This is a genomic window from Streptomyces sp. NPDC056161 (assembly GCF_042268025.1).
Classification (GTDB): Bacteria; Actinomycetota; Actinomycetes; order Streptomycetales; family Streptomycetaceae; genus Streptomyces.
In genome coordinates, this window is the sequence record NZ_JBHJUV010000055.1 from 1 (window position 1) to 19,094 (window position 19,094).

General features: G+C 69.1%; 24 protein-coding genes. 20 read left to right on the forward strand and 4 right to left on the reverse strand.

Annotation, left to right across the window (positions count from 1 at the left end; all coding sequences use genetic code 11):
• Positions 1-456 precede the first annotated feature (456 nt).
• The 6 genes from ACFC09_RS36370 (at position 457) to ACFC09_RS36395 (ending at position 6,900) form a co-directional block, all read left to right on the forward strand.
• Complete coding sequence (locus tag ACFC09_RS36370; RefSeq protein WP_362164914.1) at positions 457-864, forward strand: DUF6211 family protein; 408 nt, start codon at positions 457-459, stop codon at positions 862-864.
• 40 nt (positions 865-904) lie between these two features.
• Positions 905-1,726, forward strand: a complete 822-nt coding sequence (locus tag ACFC09_RS36375; RefSeq protein ID WP_376535628.1) for a hypothetical protein — start codon at positions 905-907, stop codon at positions 1,724-1,726.
• 4 nt (positions 1,727-1,730) lie between these two features.
• Positions 1,731-2,429: a hypothetical protein gene (locus tag ACFC09_RS36380; RefSeq protein ID WP_376535630.1), complete on the forward strand. Its 699-nt coding sequence runs from the start codon at positions 1,731-1,733 to the stop codon at positions 2,427-2,429.
• A 370-nt stretch (positions 2,430-2,799) separates the two neighbouring features.
• Positions 2,800-3,768 carry a ParA family protein gene (locus ACFC09_RS36385; protein WP_158708983.1) on the forward strand — a complete coding sequence of 323 codons (969 nt, stop codon included), beginning with the start codon at positions 2,800-2,802 and terminating at the stop codon, positions 3,766-3,768.
• A complete protein-coding gene (locus ACFC09_RS36390) occupies positions 3,765-4,493 on the forward strand; it encodes a hypothetical protein (protein ID WP_376535633.1) in 729 nt (242 codons plus the stop codon). Before ACFC09_RS36385 ends, ACFC09_RS36390 begins: the two co-directional genes overlap by 4 nt.
• Before the next feature lie 217 nt (positions 4,494-4,710).
• Positions 4,711-6,900, forward strand: coding sequence for a hypothetical protein (locus ACFC09_RS36395; protein WP_376535635.1), 2,190 nt, complete (start codon positions 4,711-4,713; stop codon positions 6,898-6,900).
• 327 nt (positions 6,901-7,227) lie between these two features.
• On the opposite strand, the gene ACFC09_RS36400 is transcribed toward ACFC09_RS36395, so the two are convergent.
• Positions 7,228-8,028: a GntR family transcriptional regulator gene (locus tag ACFC09_RS36400; protein ID WP_376535637.1), complete on the reverse strand. Its 801-nt coding sequence runs from the start codon at positions 8,026-8,028 to the stop codon at positions 7,228-7,230.
• Positions 8,029-8,300: 272 nt separating this feature from the next.
• On the opposite strand from ACFC09_RS36400, the gene ACFC09_RS36405 reads away from it, so the two are divergent.
• The 7 genes from ACFC09_RS36405 (at position 8,301) to ACFC09_RS36435 (ending at position 11,982) form a co-directional block, all read left to right on the forward strand.
• The gene (locus ACFC09_RS36405; RefSeq protein ID WP_376535639.1) at positions 8,301-8,441 is read left to right on the forward strand and encodes a hypothetical protein; all 141 of its coding nucleotides are present in this window, start codon (positions 8,301-8,303) and stop codon (positions 8,439-8,441) included.
• A gap of 126 nt (positions 8,442-8,567) precedes the next feature.
• Positions 8,568-8,714 carry a hypothetical protein gene (locus ACFC09_RS36410; RefSeq protein WP_315880625.1) on the forward strand — a complete coding sequence of 49 codons (147 nt, stop codon included), beginning with the start codon at positions 8,568-8,570 and terminating at the stop codon, positions 8,712-8,714.
• Positions 8,714-8,974: a hypothetical protein gene (locus ACFC09_RS36415; RefSeq protein WP_376535641.1), complete on the forward strand. Its 261-nt coding sequence runs from the start codon at positions 8,714-8,716 to the stop codon at positions 8,972-8,974. Before ACFC09_RS36410 ends, ACFC09_RS36415 begins: the two co-directional genes overlap by 1 nt.
• On the forward strand, positions 8,971-10,023 hold the full coding sequence (locus tag ACFC09_RS36420; RefSeq protein WP_376535643.1) for a hypothetical protein: 1,053 nt from the start codon (positions 8,971-8,973) through the stop codon (positions 10,021-10,023). The genes ACFC09_RS36415 and ACFC09_RS36420 overlap by 4 nt, the downstream gene beginning before the upstream one ends.
• Positions 10,024-10,044: 21 nt before the next feature.
• A complete protein-coding gene (locus ACFC09_RS36425; protein ID WP_030794178.1) occupies positions 10,045-10,458 on the forward strand; it encodes a hypothetical protein in 414 nt (137 codons plus the stop codon).
• Positions 10,458-11,612 carry a hypothetical protein gene (locus ACFC09_RS36430; RefSeq protein ID WP_376535646.1) on the forward strand — a complete coding sequence of 385 codons (1,155 nt, stop codon included), beginning with the start codon at positions 10,458-10,460 and terminating at the stop codon, positions 11,610-11,612. The genes ACFC09_RS36425 and ACFC09_RS36430 overlap by 1 nt, the downstream gene beginning before the upstream one ends.
• 130 nt (positions 11,613-11,742) lie before the next feature.
• Positions 11,743-11,982, forward strand: coding sequence for a hypothetical protein (locus ACFC09_RS36435; RefSeq protein ID WP_362164941.1), 240 nt, complete (start codon positions 11,743-11,745; stop codon positions 11,980-11,982).
• 65 nt (positions 11,983-12,047) lie between these two features.
• Here the strand turns inward: ACFC09_RS36435 and ACFC09_RS36440 are convergent, their stop codons facing one another.
• Both ACFC09_RS36440 and ACFC09_RS36445 read right to left on the reverse strand, forming a co-directional pair.
• On the reverse strand, positions 12,048-12,407 hold the full coding sequence (locus ACFC09_RS36440; protein WP_376535648.1) for a DUF397 domain-containing protein: 360 nt from the start codon (positions 12,405-12,407) through the stop codon (positions 12,048-12,050).
• Positions 12,404-13,237 (reverse strand): helix-turn-helix transcriptional regulator, encoded by an 834-nt coding sequence (locus tag ACFC09_RS36445; protein ID WP_362164945.1) that lies wholly within the window; start codon positions 13,235-13,237, stop codon positions 12,404-12,406. Before ACFC09_RS36445 ends, ACFC09_RS36440 begins: the two co-directional genes overlap by 4 nt.
• 556 nt (positions 13,238-13,793) lie before the next feature.
• Here ACFC09_RS36445 and ACFC09_RS36450 point away from each other — a divergent pair.
• From ACFC09_RS36450 to ACFC09_RS36475, 6 genes are all read left to right on the forward strand, one after another.
• The gene (locus tag ACFC09_RS36450) at positions 13,794-14,201 is read left to right on the forward strand and encodes an ATP-binding protein (protein ID WP_362164947.1); all 408 of its coding nucleotides are present in this window, start codon (positions 13,794-13,796) and stop codon (positions 14,199-14,201) included.
• A 190-nt stretch (positions 14,202-14,391) separates the two neighbouring features.
• Entirely contained in the window at positions 14,392-14,781 is a 390-nt protein-coding gene (locus ACFC09_RS36455) for a DUF6415 family natural product biosynthesis protein (protein WP_376535651.1), read from the forward strand.
• Positions 14,782-14,838: 57 nt separating this feature from the next.
• A complete protein-coding gene (locus tag ACFC09_RS36460) occupies positions 14,839-15,036 on the forward strand; it encodes a DUF5999 family protein (RefSeq protein WP_376535653.1) in 198 nt (65 codons plus the stop codon).
• Complete coding sequence (locus ACFC09_RS36465) at positions 15,033-15,710, forward strand: hypothetical protein (protein WP_376535655.1); 678 nt, start codon at positions 15,033-15,035, stop codon at positions 15,708-15,710. The genes ACFC09_RS36460 and ACFC09_RS36465 overlap by 4 nt, the downstream gene beginning before the upstream one ends.
• A gap of 109 nt (positions 15,711-15,819) precedes the next feature.
• Entirely contained in the window at positions 15,820-16,131 is a 312-nt protein-coding gene (locus tag ACFC09_RS36470) for a hypothetical protein (RefSeq protein ID WP_376535657.1), read from the forward strand.
• Between the two features lie 117 nt (positions 16,132-16,248).
• Positions 16,249-17,166, forward strand: a complete 918-nt coding sequence (locus tag ACFC09_RS36475; protein ID WP_376535659.1) for a lipopolysaccharide kinase InaA family protein — start codon at positions 16,249-16,251, stop codon at positions 17,164-17,166.
• Between the two features lie 257 nt (positions 17,167-17,423).
• Here ACFC09_RS36475 and ACFC09_RS36480 read toward each other — a convergent pair whose 3' ends face one another.
• Positions 17,424-17,861 (reverse strand): helix-turn-helix domain-containing protein, encoded by a 438-nt coding sequence (locus ACFC09_RS36480; protein ID WP_376535661.1) that lies wholly within the window; start codon positions 17,859-17,861, stop codon positions 17,424-17,426.
• Positions 17,862-18,258: 397 nt separating this feature from the next.
• On the opposite strand from ACFC09_RS36480, the gene ACFC09_RS36485 reads away from it, so the two are divergent.
• A complete protein-coding gene (locus ACFC09_RS36485) occupies positions 18,259-19,086 on the forward strand; it encodes a conjugal transfer protein (protein ID WP_376535663.1) in 828 nt (275 codons plus the stop codon).
• The last annotated feature ends 8 nt before the right edge of the window (positions 19,087-19,094 follow it).

Genomic DNA, 19,094 nt, shown 5'->3' on the forward strand with positions numbered 1-19,094 from the left:
CCCGGCCACCCCTCCACCCCAGCCACCCACGGCCCGCACACGGTGACGGAGCCCCCGCCCCCTTGGGAGTAAGGGCCCCCGCCGGAGGCGGTCCTGTAGGTATGAAGAGAAGTTGAGCGAACGTCGACTCGACCGTCTCGGCAAGGCCATGAGCTGGGAATTTGTGGCTTGTAGCCCTGAATTCGAGCGGGCATAATTAGGGATTCCGGCAGGTTGAGAGCAGCTTGCCGGTGCAGTGCGGTCGTTCGATCGGACCGGGTCCGCCGAACGACTGGACACGTAGTAACCGAGTAAGGCACGATTAGTGAAGCCGAGAGGTTCGATACTCGGTTCTTCCGCGGAGACGCGGGAGGAAGTGGGGCGGACGGTCAGCCCAATGGCAGTAGTGCTGACCGCCCTGAAGCCCCCTGGCCCCAGGCCCTTCAACAAGCCCATATACCAGGAAGGCATCTACGCATGATGGTAAACGACGCGGAGCTGAACACGGCCCCCGCGCTTGACGATCTGATCACCCTGCACGCCGGGAACACGGCCGGTGCCGACCACGGTCTGCTCTACCGCATCGAGGACGGCCCCCTCCCCCGTGACGGCGGCTGGTTCATCCAGCTCGCGGACGAGACCGCCCACGGCGCCCAGGACTGGGCGGCGACCATCCAGAGCCAGGACATCGACACGATCACCAGGCCGATCGAGTCCGGCGTCATGAACTGGAAGCACGAGGTCGACCAGGACCAGGACGCCGAGGACGCGGACGAGGAGCCGGAGGTCGAGCACGGCCTGACGGAGTCCGGCGTGGTACTTCTGCCCCGCGCCGCCGGCCACGACCAGCACCACCGCGATCAGGGGGCGGGCAATGACGACTGAAGCCCCGTCGCGAGACGGAAACACAACGGAGGACTCCCTCATGGCCATCTTGAACGGGCGCCGGGTATCGACCCGCAGGGAGCTCGCGGACAAGCACGACCTGAGCCTCACGTACCTGGAGAAGCTGTACCGGGAGCGGGAGACGAACGGGCACCCCGAGCCGGTCCCGGACGCCGCCGGCCGGGAACTGGCCTGGTACGACGCCGACTGGCGCCGCTGGTACAAGGACCTCACCGGCACCGCGGGGCTGGAGAGCCGCGCGGAACTGCAGGAACGCACGGGCCTGGGCCGCAGCACGCTCGAACTGTTCTACCGCGAACGGGAGACCAACGGCCATCCCGAGCCGGAGAAGACGGTCGGGAACACCATGTACTGGAACTCCAAGGCATGGGACCGCTGGTACAAGAGCTACCAGGCCGGACAGGAGTGGCGGACGGAGATCGACCGCAGCGGCAACGCCGAGGACGAGATCACGCTCTCGCAGGCCGCACGGGTGCTGAAGATGGAGCCCACGAGCATCACGAAGTACCCCACCAGGAAGCCGAAGCACTGGCCCGACCCCATCAGGGAGGAGACGACCGACAGCGGCCGCGTGAAGCGCTACTACCGCCGCGGGGACATCTGGAAGTACGGGGAGCTCCGCGAGCGGAGTGGCGGCGGTCGCCCCGCCGGCACGGCCGGGACCACACGCCGTTACCCCTACGACGGGGACGAGCGGCTGGAGAAGGCCCGGAAGGCGTTGAAGGCGAACCCTGACATGCCTGTCGCCAAGCTCGCCGGCGAGCTCGCCCGCGAGCACGGTGGAGCTGCCGGGACCTGGTCCCACATCGTCAGCAGCGCACGGCAGAACCCGGAGGACTGACCAGATGGCCACCAGCGTCACCATCGCCTCCGACGTCATCGACCAAGTGGGCCTGAACCAGGCCGCGGAGTTCCAGAGCCGTGTCACGGTGTTCGAGTGCGTGGAGTGCGGGACAGCAGGCGACGCGAGGACGGAGCCGGCCGTGGTCGTGCTGCGTCGCAGTCCCGGCCTGTCCCACCTGGGGGTCGCGCACCATCGCTGTGCGAACTCCCAGGTACGGGACTACGGTCCGGGAGACCTGGCCCTCACAGGGGAGACCGAACTGGTCCCCCGGGTGCTGGGGTTGCCCTCACCGACCGGCACCAGGCCGGTCCTCCTGCTTGCCTACGAGGAGGAGGTCACCGTCACGGAGGACGGTGAGCCGCCCTACGATCCCGTGATTCGCAGTCTGCTCGGGGACGGGCTCCATCAGATCCATGCGCTGGGGAAACCGTCACCGCGAAGCCCTGGGTGGCGAGCGCTCATCGGGCCGGGGACGAACGTACAGGTGAGCTCCAGTGCCCATGCCTGGCTGACGGACGGCGACATGTACGTCCCGCCGGGGTGGCGGGCGCTCGCCGAGCAGGCAGGCGAAGTCACCCTCATGATGGGACGTCTCGAACACGCTCTCCTGCACGCTGTCACTCCCCCGCTGATGGCGTACGCGGAGGCCGCCAGGCAGGGACATCTGGTTGCCGGTGTCGTGGACGTCGTACTGCGGTGATTCCTGGCAAGCAGGCAGCACAGCGGGCAGGCCATCGAGCGGGCAAGTGCAGCTCACAGTGAGTTTGCCATTACGTCTGCCATTACCCTACGCAGTGCACTGGCAAGCGTGTATGCGCAGGTCAGGGCCTGCTTCTTTCCCCGCCGTCATCGTCGCTTCCCTGCCCACTTTTCAGTACAAGTGCTAGCCCCTAGGCAACCCAACTGGCCGCCCTGCTGCTCTCTCAGCGAGGTGGCCAGTTGTGTTGTAGGCGGGCTACCACGCGGAGCAGACAGCGGGAAAGACGGTTGTCAGTACAGCCTCCATGCCACCATGTAGCCACGCGTGCGGCCGGGCGAGGCTGCCATCAGAACAGGAGAGGGAGGTAACAGTGGCGACACCACTAGACATCGCTGCCTACTCGGCATCGCTGGTGAACTGGTCTGAGCTGGGCCATGTCTACTGCTTCGGCAACGGCAAGGGGGGCGTCGGAAAGACGACGTGCACGTGCAACATCGGCGGTCTCGCGGCGGCTGATGGCCTTCGCGTGCTGATCGTTGACCTGAACGTACAGGGCAACGTGGCAGAGGAACTTGGTTACGCCGAAACAGAGCTGGACGACGAAGGAAAGGGCCTGCTGACCGCCATCACGCTTCAGGAAGCGGTCAAGCCCATCCGTAACGTTCGGCCGAACCTGGACGTAGTCCCGGGAGGCAAGCTGCTGCGTCGAGTGCCGGGCATCATCGGCTCCCCGATCAACGATCAGGAACGAGCTGCGGCCGTCCTTACTCTGGCCCGCATCCTCCAGCCAGTGGCCAAGGAGTACGACCTGATCCTGATCGACTCCCCGCCCGAGAACGAGCACATGATGCAGCTGGCGCTGGGCGCCGCGCGGTGGGTGGTCGTGCCGGTCAAGAGCGACAAGTCCAGCCGCAAGAAGGGGCTCAAGGCCCTTGCCACGGACTACGCAGCGATGCGGCAGTACAACCCGTACGTGACTCTTCTGGGCGCCATCCTCTTCGCCACGGGCGCCAACGCCACGGCCATTCGCAAGACGGTTCGCGACGACGTGGAAGCCACCCTGGGCGGAGCGGCCCCCATCTTCGACAACGTCATCCGCTTCGCAGAAGCGGTGGCAGTGGCCGCCCGCGACCGCGGCAAGCTGGTGTACGAGCTGGAGGCCGCTGCCTCCGAGAACCCGGAGTTCTGGAAGATCCGCGCAGGCCTGGCGGACGCGAGCCAGGTCGTGTCGAAGACGTCGGCGTCGGTGAGCGAGGACTTCGCCGTGGTGGCGCGAGAACTCTTCACCCGGGCGGCGACGGTGCAGAACGAGATGATCCAGGAAGGTGTCTGGCCGTGACCACCCCGGAGGAAAACCTCGGGTCTATCTTCGCCCGGCCGACGGCGAGCACCGTACCCAACCGCGCACAGGGCCTCGGCGGTCTGGTCCCCAACCGCGGAACAGGAAGTGCTCCGCCCCCGCAGAGCCCTACCGGCAGCACTCCGCCGCCCCCGAAGAACCCTGAAGACGCCAAGGAGACACCGCCGCCGGCCGCCCCAAGTGGTGACACCCCGCCGCCGCAGGCGCCTGCAGATCCACCCGCAGCGGTCGAGGCCGAGGAGGTCGAGGCCGAGGAGGTCGAGGCGGAGGAGGTCGAGGCGGAGGAGGTCGAGGCTGAGGAGGGGGAGACGGAAGCGGCCCTTGCCAAGACCAAGCACCGCACGACGCTGTACGTCTCGCCCGCCCTTCACCGCCGGTTCGAGCGGTACGTACGGGCAGCACGTGGCCGTACGAACACGTCGGCGGTGTTGGAGGCCGTGGCGGCGAAGAACTCGACCACCCCGCAGATCATTCAGGAGTCCAAGGTCTCGGTTGCGGCCGGGAACGAGCTCTTTCCCGAGGACCCCCGAGCAGTCCGGTACCTGGGTGCGGGGCCCGTGCAGATCCAAATCGCCCCGACGTACGCTCAGTTGCAGGTCTTGGACACCCTGACAGCCAAGTACGGGTTCGAGGCCCGAGCTACCTGGATCGCCCCAGTCCTGAACGCCTTTCTCCCCGGCAAGAAGGAAAAGGTGCCGGAGTGATCAAGGGCTTGACAAGGACCCCAAGATAAGGCATAATTAGGGATGTTGCGAGAGTGGTTCTCGCGACGTAAAGACGAAACCCCGGGCTGCCTCAGCTTGTGGAGGCGGGCATCCCGGGGTCTCACACCAGAGACGAGGCTCCGATGTCGTACTTCAGTATCACCCCAGAATGGGGTGGACGTGCACCTTCCGGTGCACTGCTGCCGGAGGTGGGGGCGTGAACGTGCTTCCCCGTATCCACGCCGTGGCGGAGTCCCTGGGGGTGCCCCCGTGGACAGTGGCTCTCGGCGGAGCGCTCGCGGGCGTGGCGAGCCTGGCCCTGCTGATCCTGGTCGTGCGCCTGGCCGGCCGGGCGGCGACCCGGGCGGTCGAGAAGGCTCGCCGCGACGACGACAGCGAGGCCCGCGCCCGGGTCATGGCCATGATTGACGACCGCTGGCGGACCATCGTCGGCATCTGCGGCATGTCCGTCAGCATGTACGGCCTGTACGGGTTCGCGGAGGACACCGCGGGGCTGCCGTTGCTGCTGCGGATCTTCTTCATCGCGATCTTCGATGGCGCGGAGATCGGCCTCATGCTGGGGCTGGCGCGGTCCCTGGCCGCCCAGGACGTCCCGCGGTGGACCGAGGGCATGATCCGGTCCCGCCGGATGGCGTGGGGCCTGGTGGCCCTCTCGGCGGCGGCGAACTGGGTGCACGCGCCGGAGGGCGGCGGTCTGTGGGCGAAGGTGGCCCTGGCCGGTGTGCCGGTGGTGTCGGTCAAGCTGCTGGAACACGGCCTGGACCTGCGGATCGCAGAGCTGGCGAAGGCCGAGGAGGAGGACGGCGTCCGACCGGGCCCCCTTCGCCTGTTCGTCCTGCTGTGGCGCCGGATCTGGATCGCGGCTTTCGCATGGTTGGGCCTGGACACGACGTCCACGACCAGCGAGACCTCCCGCCGGCTGCTGGCCCAGCGTGCTGCCCGCGCGGTCATCGTGCTGGCCCGTGCCCAGAAGCGTGCCGACCGTACGTTCCGATTCGGCTGGCGGAAGTCGCTGGCGGATCGGGCGGTGGACCGGCGGACCGAGGACGCGGCGGTCGCACTGGACCGCGCGGACGCGCCGGTCAACGTGGACCAGGCGCTTGCCGTGGTCCGGCGGACCATGGGTCACATGCAGGCCGGGCGGCTGGGACGGCTCGACTACGCGGACGTCGACGCCGTGGTGAACACCGTGGTCTCGCTCCCCGCGTTGCAGCAGAAGGTCACGCAGAAGCTGGAGGAGCAGAAGGCCGAGGTGCAGGACGAGCTGCGTGCAGCGGAGCGGGCCGCCAAGCAGGAGCGGGACGAGGCCCTGGCCGCGCTGGAGGCGGAGCGGGAGGAGCGCACCCGGCTCCAGGCGGAGCAGCAGCAGGAGCGCGAGCGCTTCGAAGAACTGGCCGAGCAGCTTCGCGAGCAGGCGGAGCAGCTTCGCTCCGAAGCAGAGCAGGCGAAGCGGGAAGCGGCCGAGCAGGTTCGGCTTGTCCGTGAAGCCGTCGAGCAGAGTGCGACCCGTGAAGCGGAGGACCGCCGAGCGGAGCGGGAGACCACCGAGCAGCGGGCCGAGCGTGAAGCGAAGCGGTGGCACGACCAGATCGAGCAGCTTCGTGACGAGGCGAAGCGGCAGCTTCAGGAGCAGGCGGAGCGCTTCGAGCAGCAGAGCGGCGAGCAGGTCCGTGCGGAGCGGGACCGGTGGAGCAGGGAGCTGGAGCAGCTTCGCGGGGAAGCAGAGCAGCAGCTTCGCGAGCAGGCCGAGCAGCTTCGCACCGAAGCAGAGCAGGCGAAGCGGGAAGCGACCGAGCGGGTCGAGCGCGAAGCGGCCGAGCGGCTGGCGGCGGAGCGGGCCGAGGCGGAGCGCGAGATCGAAGCGGCGCGTGCCGAGGCGGAGCGCAAGATCGCCGCTTCGCAGGAGCAGGCGGAGCAGCTTCGGGCTCAGCTCGACGCGAAGCAGGCGGAGCCGGAGCAGACCGCGCCGGCCGGGACGGCGGAGCAGCCGAGGACGCCGAAGCCGAGGGAGGCGTCGAAGCCGATGCCGTCGCTGGCCAAGGGCTCGCTGAAGCAGCGCTTCATTCAGCGGGTGCACGAGCTGTGCGAGCAGGGCGACCCCCGTCTGCTGGGCCCGGCGGTGACCCCTCGGACCCGTACCGATGTCGCGTACCAGGTGCAGGGTGAACTGGGGCTGGCGTCGCAGGGGACGGCCCGCACCTACATGCAGGAGGCGATGGATCGCTGGGAGGCCGCCCAGCAGGCCGCCCAGCAGGCCGCGGCGGAGAAGAAGGCCCCCGCCAAGGCCGCCCAGGACAAGGGCAAGGGCAAGCTGCTGGACACCTTCGGGCGCCCGATCGCGGACCTGGACGCGCTCGACTCGAAGGGGCCGCTGGCGCGGATCTGATCAAGACGCAAACGGGGGGCTGGCCGGACCTGGAAAGGGTCCGGCCAGCCCCCCGTTCTGCTGCCCGCCGACCTCCCTGGTGGGGCGCCGCAGGAGGCCCTGAGCGCCGTTCTGCGGCCCTGCTGGAAGGCGCCCGGCCGGGAGGTCCGGCGTCACCCCGAACGGCGTCCAGCGGCCGTGAGGCCGGGTCCGAGTCAGGGGGCGGGGTGCCGGTAGGGCGCGGTAGGTAGGTGGTAGGTAGTTGCCGGTAGGTGGCCTTTGACCTGCACATCTACCGGACTACCGGGCGGCGGGACGCGCCGGCCTGACCGGTCGGGGAGCGGGGCGTCAGGTGGTGGTGGTCCACCGGTAGGAGAGCGACCACAGGTGTGCGGGGAGCACGCTGACCGTGACCGCCACGGTCCGGTCGACGGTGGCGGCGGTGCGGGTCAGTTGGATGACCCTGTTGTCCGCGTCGATCTCCAGCGCGGTCGCTTCGTGCTCATATGGCGGGCGGACGTCGACGGTCTCGGAGAAGTCCGTGGGCCGGTGCCCGAGCTCGATGAGAAGGCCTTCTACGCCTCGGGGGCCGAGGTCTGGACGCTCCAGGTCGGTGTTCCGCGCGATGTCGAGCGGCAGGTACGTGAAGACGAGCTGGACGGGGGTGCCGGGATCGGCGGGCGCGGAGCTGGCCGCCACGGCGAACGTCCGCGTCTCGCGGACAAGGGCCTGCCCCTGCCGCTTCAGACCGAGCAGAGCGGCCAGGTCCTGCGGGGCCCGCTCCGTGCGGACGTCGGGGAAGTGACGGGCGACGAGCCCGAGTGCACGCAGCTCCGCTTCGAGCCCGTCGTCCGGGCCCGCCGCTTCGCCGTCGGAGACGGAGCGGAGCAGGCCGTCCGTACGCCGGGTGATCCGCTGCAGGAGGCGGGAGACGTAGGCCCCCGATCCCTTGCGTGTGGTGACCAGGCCCTCGGCGGCGGCGACCCGGACGGCCCGCTCGACGGCGGAGCGGGTGCACCCCAGGTGCTCGGCGAGTTCGGCGGCGGCCGGGAGCCGGGAGCCGGGTTCGTACGTGCCGCCCGTCACGGCCTCCCGCAGTCGCTGAGCGACGCTGCGGAACTCCGGGGTGGCGGACGGGTGCTGTGTCATGAGCTGAGGGTAAGGCTCCGCAGCAGATCACTCAATCTCCCGAGGAGATTTCTAAATCTCCCGTGGAACTTGGTTGACCTCCTGTGGAGGTTGCCGTTTACTGGAGGTACCGCAGGACGCCAACGCGCTTACTGCGGAGTCGCCTTACGCGACAACGGCCCCGCCGGTGCTGAGCACCAACGAGGCCGGATACACCTCGGAGCGACCCCCTACCGCCAAGCAGATGGGCCGCCCCGAGTCCCTATCCCAACGCATGGAACAGGACTCACATCATGGCAGAGCGGAAGACCAGCACGCCTTCGAACGGCTACCTGCGGACGGGCCAGCCGGGCATCCCGGTGCCGGGCGCCGGCCGGACCGACGGCCGCCTCCGCCAGGGCGACCCGATGATCCCGCAGAAGCGCCGTTCCTGACCGCTGAGCGTCACTCGCGTGCCTGGCGCTGAACAGCACCACGGCACAGGCAGGGCCCTCACCCGCAGCGCCACCGGCCGCGACCCTTCGTCGCGGCCGGGGCGCCGCCCCTCCCGAAGGACAGCCGTGTTTGACCTTGCGCTCGGCGCCGCCGTGGTCGCGCTCGCCGCGACCCACCTGTACCGGCCGAAGAGCAGGAAGGTCCGAATCGCCAAGGACGCCGTGACGGTCAGCACCGTCGTGGCGGTCCTCGCCGTTTGGAGCCAACTGTGATGCTGCTTCACCACCACCGTGGACGCGCCGAGCGCGCCCGGCCCGCGACCCCGCCCGGCCACGTCTTGACCCGCACGTACTACCCGTCCGCGCGGTCCTGGACGCCGTACGCGGACGCCCGTGCTCTCGACCTCCCCGCTGGCTTCGTCCGGCACCCGCCGACGGCGACGACCAGCCCGGCCCTGCCCGGGGCTGACGAACTCCGCATCCGGCAGTTGATGACCGACGCCATCCGGAAGTGGGGGTGGCTGGCCCGATGACGACGAACACCGACTCGGAGACGCAGGTGTCCGAGACAGGTGTCCGCGACGTGAGCGACTTCCTCGCGGACCTGGACGACGTCCTGGCGACGTCGACCGCCCCGACGATCCCGGCACCGGCCGCCGAGCCGGACCCGGAGCCCGACGCCGCAGCGACCATGCCCGACGTCGACCTGGACCTGGACGTGGTCGACACCGACGCCGACACGGCGCCGGTTGCCGCCGCACCCGCTCCCGTCCAGCCGCCCGCCCCGGTCGAAGTACCCGCCCCGGCCGCACCGGCGAAGGACTGGTGGAACGACGTCTACAAGGACGACGCCGCAGACCAGGACACCTTCACCGGCAACGTCCCCGCTCCGCCGGTCGTGCCGCCCCCGCCGAAGAACGCCCCTGCCGCCGCTCCGGTCCAGCCGGTAGTCGAGGAGGAGGCCGACGACGAGGACGACGAGGACCAGCAGGGCGGGCCCGAGTCGAAGACCCGACCCGGGCGGAAGAAGGACCAGACCGCCGAGGACGACGACGCCGAGGAGGCAGACGCCGACGAAGCCCCGGCACCGGCGACGACGGGCGGCCGCTTCGCGGCCGCGGTCAAGAACGCCGGGCCGGTCATCGCTGGCACCACGAAGGGCGGCGGCCTGATCAACAATCCCCGGGGCCGTCAGGTCGTCTTCGCCGGCACCGCGTACGCCGCGGGCTGGAGTCTGCACCTGGACGACTGGGTCACCGGCCTGATGGTCCACGCCGAGCAGTACGCCACACCCGTGGCCGGTTGCGCTCTGGGCGCCGGGATTTTGGCCCTGGCCATGCGGTCGAAGTTGGGCGGAGTCGTCTTCGTCTCTTCGCTGGGCCTGATCACGGCTCTGCAGATGGCCCGGCCCGCATGGGTCGTCGGCGGCGGCGTCGCGCTGGGGCTCCAGATCGCCTACCGCATGGCCCGTGGCTGGGTCGGCCACTACGGCGACAAATGGCCCTGGAAGGGCGTGGTCTGGGCCGCCCACATTCCCGCCGCCACGGCCACCGTCGCATTCCTCCTGTACGGCACGAACTAACCGAGAGAGCAGATCACAGACATGGGCCAGATTTTCGGAGCGATCGGTTTCACCGGCGGCGCCGTCGTGATGACCGCGTTCCTGATCGTCGGCGCGCAGGGCAAGTGGAAGATCAAGTTGTCCCACGAGGGCGTGATCGCGGCCGCGTTCATCACCGGCCAGCTCTATGCCCAGGCCGGGGAGACCTTCAGCTTCGTCGGAGACATGAGCGGTGGCCTGTCCCAGGCGATCCAGACCAGCTTCGGGTCCGCGGGCAACTTCGGCGCCGGTGCCGTCGCCATCCTGATGTGCATCCTGCTGTACGGCCTGAAGCCGTCGAAGTTCCGCAACGGCCTGTTCGCCCTGATGCTGCCCAGCATGTTCACGGCGGCCGGTGGCATCTTCGACACGATCACGCACCTGATCAGCAACCTGACCGGAACGGTGGTCGCCTGATGACTGTGGACCTGGTCAAGTCCGACCCGGGCGACGAGGACAAGGACGTCGCGGACGACATCGAGCTGGTGGACGGCGAGGGCGTGACGGTGGAGCAGCCGTCACGCCCTCGGGCGTGGTGGGGCCAGATCATCGAGTCCCTGGAGAGCGAGGCGGACGCCCCCCGGGTGTCCGGCCGTGCCGTGACCCGGCCGGACCTGTCGGCGTATCACGCGTTCGACCGCGCCGGCCTGGTCGCCGTACGGGCGGGGGCGGTGATCATCCTCCGCGCGACCTGGACCCTGACACGCCGGGGCTGGGCGCTGGTCATCGGCCGGGTACGAAAGGGGAAGGGCGCGAAGTCGGCCCCGAAGGCGGCAGCCGGTGGCGACGCCGAGCGTTCCGCGAAGCCGAAGCGGCGCGGAGGGAAGTCTCCGGCGAAGAAGTCGGCAGGGGGCAAGAGGGCGCCCGCGAAGTCCGGGACCAGCACCGGTGACCTCATCATCGGCGGTGTGGTTCTCGTCGGCATGGGGGGCATGTTCCTGGTCAACACGGCGGTCCCGGCGGTGGGGAGGCTGGCGGCGGCGGTAGGGAACTGGGTGGTCGACCACCCGGTGGGCCTGATGCGAGGAGCGGGCGGTTTCGTGATCGTCTTCGTGGTGATCGCCTGGATCGTCGGAGCGGTTGCCGGGGCCAACGAAGATCGCGAAGAGGACGCGGACGGGGGAGTCGTAGAGGCAGACCCCCTTGAAGATCACGAAGAGGATCAGGGGAGTGGGGAAGTGGAACCCGATCCGTCCGGTGGGGAAGTGGCGGAACCGTCCCCCGAAGAGACCGCCGCAGCGGAGCGAATCAGGGTCTATGCGTGGGTGCGCGAGAGCATCCGGACCCGGGGGAATGGCACCGCCGTGCACCTCCGTGAACTGGCCCTGGGAAGCCTCCCCGAGGGGGGTGACATGCGGTCCGAGATCGGCCGAGTGAGGGCCCTCCTGGCGGCCCACCAGATCCCCGTCCGGGACGGCGTGAAGGCCCCTGCATCGGACAAGGACGGGGCCACCCGTAACCGGCCCGGTGTGCACTCCGCGGACCTTCCCCAGGGCTTCACTCCCCTGCCGGCCCAGGGGTCCAACCTGGTCCGCCTACTACCGGTAGGTCAGCCCTCTGACCTGCAATAACTACCCGCCACCTACTGCCCGCCTACCGATTCGGTAGGCGGGCTACCTGCCGTCCCGCGCAGGTTCTAGGCTCGATTCCCGCATCAGCAGCCGCCCACCCGCGGGCGGCCCGTGAGAGGAGAACGTCCCCGTGGCGTACTGGAAGTGCGGCGCCTGCCGCACCCGCTTCCCGATCGGCCCGGAGGGGGAGACGGCTGCACGCGAAGCCCACCGCCAGCAGGCCCACTTCGGGGGCATCCCCGACGGTGAGGACGGACCCGAGCAGAGCGGCGGTCAGCCGATCACGGGCCGCCAGGTCCTGTACGGGCTAGTCGTGCTGGCCGTGCTCGCCGTCCTGGCCCGCTCATGCGACCTCCCGCTCATGAGCTGATCGGAGTCACGGCACAAACGGAACGGGCCCGCCAGACGATGGTCTGCCGGGCCCGTTCCGTGATGTCACGCGCCGACGAGCTGGGGTTCCCGCTTCAGGACGCCGTCGAGGAAGCACAGCCACTCGCGGTGGGTGTAGACGTGCGGTGCCCCGGCGGTCGCCTCTCGATCGCTGAGCACTGCCGAGTCCGCGGTGATGTCGATCGAGATCCGGGAGCCCTCAGCCGGCACCAGACCGCGCAGATGATCCAGGAAGGCGGTCCACGTCGACCTGGGGTAGAGGTGGGCGGGCTTGGACACGTCCTTGCTGTCGCGTACCGCGACCTGGCCGTTGTCGAGGAAGGCGACCTCAACGCACCCCTGGGCGCTTTCGGAGAGAGATGCCTTCCGCCACAGGGCGTTGCTGAGGTCAGGGTTCGTGGTCATTTCATCTCCTTCAGCACGGTCTTCATGAACCGCGCCGACTCGGCTTCATCGAGCGCCATGCCGCGCAGTCGACTGTGGGACTGGTCAAACCGCCGGGTGTCCTTGGCCTTCTGGAGGTACAAGTTCCCGCCGGGGCTGTCCACGTAGACCACTGCGGGCTCCGTGGGGTCGGGAAAGTCGAGGATGGTGAAGGCGCCGGTAAGGGCTGTGTGGGCGCCCTTGCTGTAGGGGAGTACCTGCACCGTGATGTTCGGGACCTGCTCGGCCTGCTCGATGAGGTGCTTCAACTGCTCGCGCTGGCAGTCCAGTCCGCCGATCTGGCGCCACAGGCACGCTTCGTCAAGGATCACGACCAGGTCCAAAGGCAACTCGCGGGTGAGTACCTGCTGCCGCTGCATGTGGAACTTGACCAGGGTCTCGATCTCGTCCGCCGGCGCCGACGGGCTTGTGCCGCGCAGAACCGCCCGCGCATATTCCTCGGTGCGGAGGAGGCTGTGAACGGAGGCGAGGGCGAACACCCTGAGCGCGGCGGCCTCGGCTTCGAGGGCGATGTACGTGTCCAGGTTCGGCGGCAGCTCGAAGTTCGTCCACCACGACGCTTCTGGCGAGGCGCTGTGCATGGTCAGCAGGTGCTCGCGGGTTTCACCCGGGGCGTCGTACGCCTCCAGGAGTCCCTTCAGCTCGATCAGCTGGACGTCGCGCTTGCCGTTCTCGATTCGACTGATCGTTGAGTCCGACCGGCCGATTGCGGCGCCCGCCTCTTCGATCGTCAGTCCAGAAGTTTCACGGAGCGCCTGAAGCTCACGCCCTATCTGGCGTCGCTTGACCATGGGTCCTTGTGCTCTCGCCATACCGGCACCTCCCCTCAGTCTCCGCCTGCGTACACGGCTCCATCCTGCCGCACGGCGGGGCCCAGGAGTAATCGGTCCGTCCACTGTGACCCTCCGACCGTCAGAAACTTCGGTGAATCTTCCCATTGAAGTTGCACAGAGAATCTTCTGAGGCCATTCTAGGGTGACGGGCTCATTACGGCTGGTGATCACGTCCAGCCGGTCGCGGCGCGTGGACGCGTGGAGCGCAGCGACTCGCCGAGCCGGGAGGGAAGCCCCCGATGAAGAACGAGAGAGTTCCGCAGGCGGCAGCACCGATCCCAGACGGTGAACGCGGTCCCGCCGACGCGACGGCGATCTGCCGCCGGTTCGAGGTCCCCGAAGTGAGCGGGGCCGTCTTACGCGTGCTTCATGGGGCTGCCTGCCTGTGCTGCCGAAAGCCGGACGGAGAACTGCGTAACGCCGGCCGCGCGTGCACGGTCAGCCCGAGCGGCGACACGCTCTGGTGGGACGTCAAGGCGCACGAGAAGTGCATGGCGGCTGCCGGGGGTGAGTCATGACGGCTCACCAGTACGCCTTCGACGGCGACGACCAGGCCCCGGCCCGCGCCCGTCACCACGTCCGCGAGGCCCTGTGTTCCTGGCGGATGCCGGAGAACACCGTCGACACGGCCGTCCTGCTGGCGTCCGAGATCACGACCAACGCGGTGCGGCACACCACGTCATCCAGCATTCAGCTCGAACTGCTGCGGCGTGACGGCGAAGTCGAGGTGGCCGTTCGTGACAGCGGTCCCCGGCCCGCCAGACCGCTCCGCGCGATCTCGGAGGAGACCGCCGACCTGTGGGACGAGCACGGCCGCGGGCTCGACCTGGTGCGCCGGTTGTCCAGCCGGTGGGGCGCCACGGAAGCGGGGCCGGGGCTCAGGGTGTGGGCCGCGATCGAGGCGACGGGCGATGTCCGATGACCGAGTCTCCGGCCGGCCGCGCTCTCGCGGAGCGCGCACCGAACACCACAGCCACCGCGCCGGACTGGCGAGCACGCCGTCCGGCGCGGACCCCGGGCGCCTTACCGGCGCCCCCCGTGCCGCCCCTGGCAGGGCCAACCCCCCGTATCCCGCGCCGGGGGCGGCACGCCTACGCGATAGGGAGCTGCTGATGCAGTCGACGTACGCGGTTCACGCTCCCTCGGTCAGCGCCGAGAAGCTGGCTCGGATGGCAGCGGCCTTGCGGAGGATGCGCACGCTCCCCGAAATCCTGGACGACATCGGTGACGCGCTCGACCCGCAGCCTCCCGAGGAGGACGAGGTCGAGGAGATTCACGGTCACCTGCGTGACGACCTGGAGCGACTGGCCGCCATCGCTATTGCGGCGGAGAGCAGGGACGCCGAGGTACTGCGGCTCGCAGAGCGGGCCGCCGGCCTTCAGGCCGTCGACCTGCCAGAGCGCTTCCAGGACCGCGTTCTCCACCTGCGGCTGGTGGGCGCCGTCGCGAACGACCTCCTGGAACGGCTCACCGCCACGCGAGCGATCAAGCAGGTCGCGTGAACCAGAGCGTCCAGCGGACGCCTTCACCAACACGGACCACCGAGAGGACGAAGCGCTATGTGTCCGCACAACCCTCCCTGCCCGGCAGTGCACGAGTCGGACCGTGAGCACGCCAGGGTGGTCGGCCGGGACTACCTGCTGGGTTGGGCCCTGCTGTGCAACGGGACCATCGTCTTCGACGACACCGGGAGCCTGCTGCCCGACGGGCAGGTCATCGCGCCGCACCGGCCCAAGTTCGCGGGGGCAGCGGCATGACCGTAGCTCAGTTCCACTGGCGGGGGCTCCACGTCCCCTTCGTTGCGCCGTGGAGCGAGGAGAACCCGCTGCCGACCAGGCTGATCAAGCGGGTCGGCCCGGACGGCGCGGAGGGAATCGGTTACGCCGACGAAGTCAGCGGCGCGGACCGGAGGGACGGCGCCCTCTGGGTGCGGTACCCACTGGTGCGGGGGAGGGGAAGGCCCCGTCTGGCGGACATCCACCCTCTGCGTCAGCGTCAAGCCATGTCGCACATGCTCTGCATGGTCTGTGCGACCTCCACGTTCGACAACGACGAGTTCAGCCGCTGGGGCGGGAAGCACCTGTTCATCGGACGCGCGGTTGACGGTCGACCGATTCGCGACGGCGATGTGACGGACACCCCTCCCGTGTGCCTGCCGTGTGCCGTCGAAGCTGCCGAGGCTTGCCCGCACCTGGTCAAGGGGCACACCGCCGCCCTGGTCGAGCGGACAGAGCCGTGGGGGGTTTCCGGGATCGTCTACGACCCGCGAACCCTTCGGCCGGTCCCGACGAAGAGCAAGAACGGCCTCACCGACGTCGCGTTCGAGGACCCCGCGCTCCGGTGGACTCTCGCCGCCCGCGACGTCGTGACTCTGCACGGCTGCACCCCCGTGGACCTGGCCGAACTCGCGACGCCGAGCGTCGCGGCCTAAACCCCGTCCGGCGGCCCGGTGCCTCGCGCCCGGGTCGTCGGACGGTCAGCGCCGGCGGGCACAGCGCCCGCCGCACCATCCTCCGAAACAACCGAGAGAGCGAACCGCCATGCCTGACTTCCCGTACCTGCGTCGCATCCGCGCGAATCGCCCGCCGCGGCAGGACTTCGAGCCCCGCACCCTCATGGACATGCTTCTGGACCAGGACCAGGACCAGGAGCAGGTCGAGGGCCGTGCCGTGCAGGTGTCCGCGGTGACCGTCTCGTTCTTCGGCTTCCGAGCGCAATCGCACGGCAGGACGGGCTTCGCCGCGCTGAAGCACATGTACCGCGACCACCCGGTGCTGGTCCGCTGCCTGTGCACCTACCTGGGCGCCATGTGGACCGTGACCGCAGCCGTGGCCGCTCAAAACCTGCTCTGAGGCGGACCGGCGTCGCACCGGTGCCGCACCGCCAGCCGGTGGGCACCGGTCTCTCCGCCGTCCCGTCACCGACGACCTGACCGCGACCGTCGCGGACCATAGAGAGAGGGCCTTTCCGTGCTGGACGTTGAGGGGACGAAGTCCGTCAGTCTGCCGGGGCAACGCGTCGCGCAGGCACCGCTGATCGGCCGGGCCGATGCGGAGGCGCTGGCGGGAGAACCCGCGCACTGGGAGCAGGTGACGGACCGCAGAGGCGCGGCCGTCTGGCAGGTGTCCGGACCGCGCGGGCTGTGGGCCTTGAAGGTCGGCACCGGCGAGGGGGCCGCCGCCGTTGCCCGCGAAACCGCGGTGCTCCAGCAGACGCACTCCCTGGTGCCCGGCCTGTCGTACGGAGGGCGGGCGAAGGCGGGCCGAGGGACCGGTTCGGCGTGGCTCATCACGCCGTGGCTCGAAGGCGCCTCCACCTGGACCCGGTTCGAGAGCGTACGCCAGCAGCACGACGAGGACCGGTCCTCGGCCCTCGCCGCAGCGGTCGACGTGTGCCAGGCCGTCGGAGCCCTGCACGCTGCCGGATGGGTGCACGGTGACCTCCAGCCACACCACACCGTCCACACGTCCGGCGCGGTCCGCTTCATCGACTGCACATGGGCGTCGGGCCCGGTGCTGGCACCGTCGCACACCTTCCTCGGCGGACTGGTGCACCTGATGTCACCCGAACTGATGCACCGCATCGAGGCGGGAGAGCGTCCGGTGGTCACCGAGCCCTCGGACGAGGTGTACGCCCTCGCGGCCGGACTGTGGTGGGCGGCGACAGGCACATGGCACCGCGACTACGCCGCGGCCGGGGTCGACCCGGCACGGTTCACGGCGGCAGTGCTCCGCGGGCTGCTGCTGCGTAACCGGCTGCCGCACGGGCACATCACGCACTGGCCCCAGCTCGAAGAGGTTCTGCAGTACGCCCTCATGCGACCGCCGGCTGCACGGCCCTCCGCCGAACAGATGGGTCAGTGGCTCCGCCAGATCGGCCCCGGATAACCCTCACTGCACGACCGCAAAGCCCCGGATGAGCGCCAACTGCCGCCCACCGGGGCTTAGTTGTGCTCTTGTCACATGCCCCGGTCCTTGTCCCTCCCATCGGCGGGCCGGGCGCCGGACGCAGTCGGGCGCAGGCGCCGAGGAAGCGGAACCATGCCTCATTGATCGTCAAATCGCACTTTTCGGATCAAGGAATACATACGTGGTTAAACGTTCCCTCTGGCTGTAACTCATTCTGTGGGTTTGTCGACAAAGGGTTATCTCTTCTTCGCCTTTTTTAATGGGGCGCTATTCCTGACGGTGTGTTCGTCGGTATTGAAGAGAGCTCCAAGTATTGGCACCCATCTGTCAGGCAGAACCTGACGCCCCGTCTCGACATCGCAATACGTGCTGACGGCGACTTTCAGCGCTTGCGCCACCTGTGCCTGCGTGAACCCCAGGAACCGTCGGAGTATCCTCAACGTCCAGTCAACGTCGAGAAGTTCGACCAGATCAAGAGGGGAGACGTCGAGGCTTCTGGCCAGCCGGAGCAGATGCCGTGGACTGGGCCGCTGATTCTTCGACTCCCACATGGCGACGGCGCTACGAGAGCACCCGACCGCTGTTGCCAATACCTTCTGGGAGATTCCACGGGCCTGCCGCAACTCAGCGACAAGCCATCCCCGCAGACGCCATCCGTCTGCCCCCGTGCGCATGGCGCCGCACTCTACCGCGACCCATACGAAATTTTTTGACGCACTGTGGCCGATCCGCGTACTGTCCAGATCAGTTCGGGCCTATCGCGGGGAAGGTCGTCTGGGGATGAGTGCGCTCAAAACGGTCGTGTGGAAGGTTCTCAACCTCCCGGAGCCCCGGAGCAAGGAAGCACCAGCTCCCCAAGCGGAACCGCCCCATCAGCAGACCACACCGTCAGCCGGCGCCGCCCACTGGGTAGCCGCAGGGAAGCGTGTCCAGGCCGAGCGCAACGGGCACAGCCCGACTCAGGTTGCGACCGAACCCAAGCAAACACGGACGCCTGCCACCCCCTGGGTACTTCAGGAAGAGAAGACCGGCACGAGGGCGCTGGTCGTCACCGGCCGGATCGTGCTGTGGGTGGTGGTTGGCCTGGCCGTGATCACCGGGGTCAGGTCCTGGTTCTGGCCCAGCCAGCCCGCGCCTGCCCCGGCGCCGACGGTCAAGCAGGGGCCCACCTACCCGGTGCAGGACGCCCAACTGGTCGCCGCGCGATTCGCGTACTCGTACCTGACCTGGGACGAGGCCGACCCAGACCAGCGGGCCAAGGCCCTGGCGCGGGACATGCCCAAGGGCACGGATACCACCGCGGGTTGGAACTCGAAGGGGCAGCAGACCGTACTCCTCGCCCAGCCGGGCGCGGTGACGGAGCTCGGCGACAAGCGCGCCCGGGTGCACGTGACCGTGCTGGTCAACGTCCCCGGCGAACCGCCCAAGGACAAGAAGAAGGACCCGGCGCCCGCCCAACGGAAGTGGGTGGGGCTGGAGGTCCCGGTCCTCAACACCGCAGGCCGCATCGTCGTCACCGGCGAGCCGGGCATCGTCGGCGTTCCCGCCTCCGGCCCGACCGTCACCGACCAGAACGCCGTCGACAGCGACGTCGAGCTCTCCGCCCAGACCCAGAGCACCGTGGAGACGTTCTTCACCGAGTACGCCAAGGGGGAGGCGGACAGCGTGACCGCCCCGGGCGCGAGCGTTCCGCCGCTGCCCGACGGGATCACGCTCCATGGCATCCAGAGCTGGAACGTCGACCAGGGTAAGGGCAGCGACCGCACCGGAACCGCCGTCGTGCGTTGGCAGATCGGCGCCGCCGAGCTGGAGCAGACCTACCGGGTCGAGCTGACCCGGGTGGCCTCGGCCGCCGCCGAGCGGTGGCAGGTCGCCGAGGTCCACGGCGGAACCGTCTAACTCCGCCT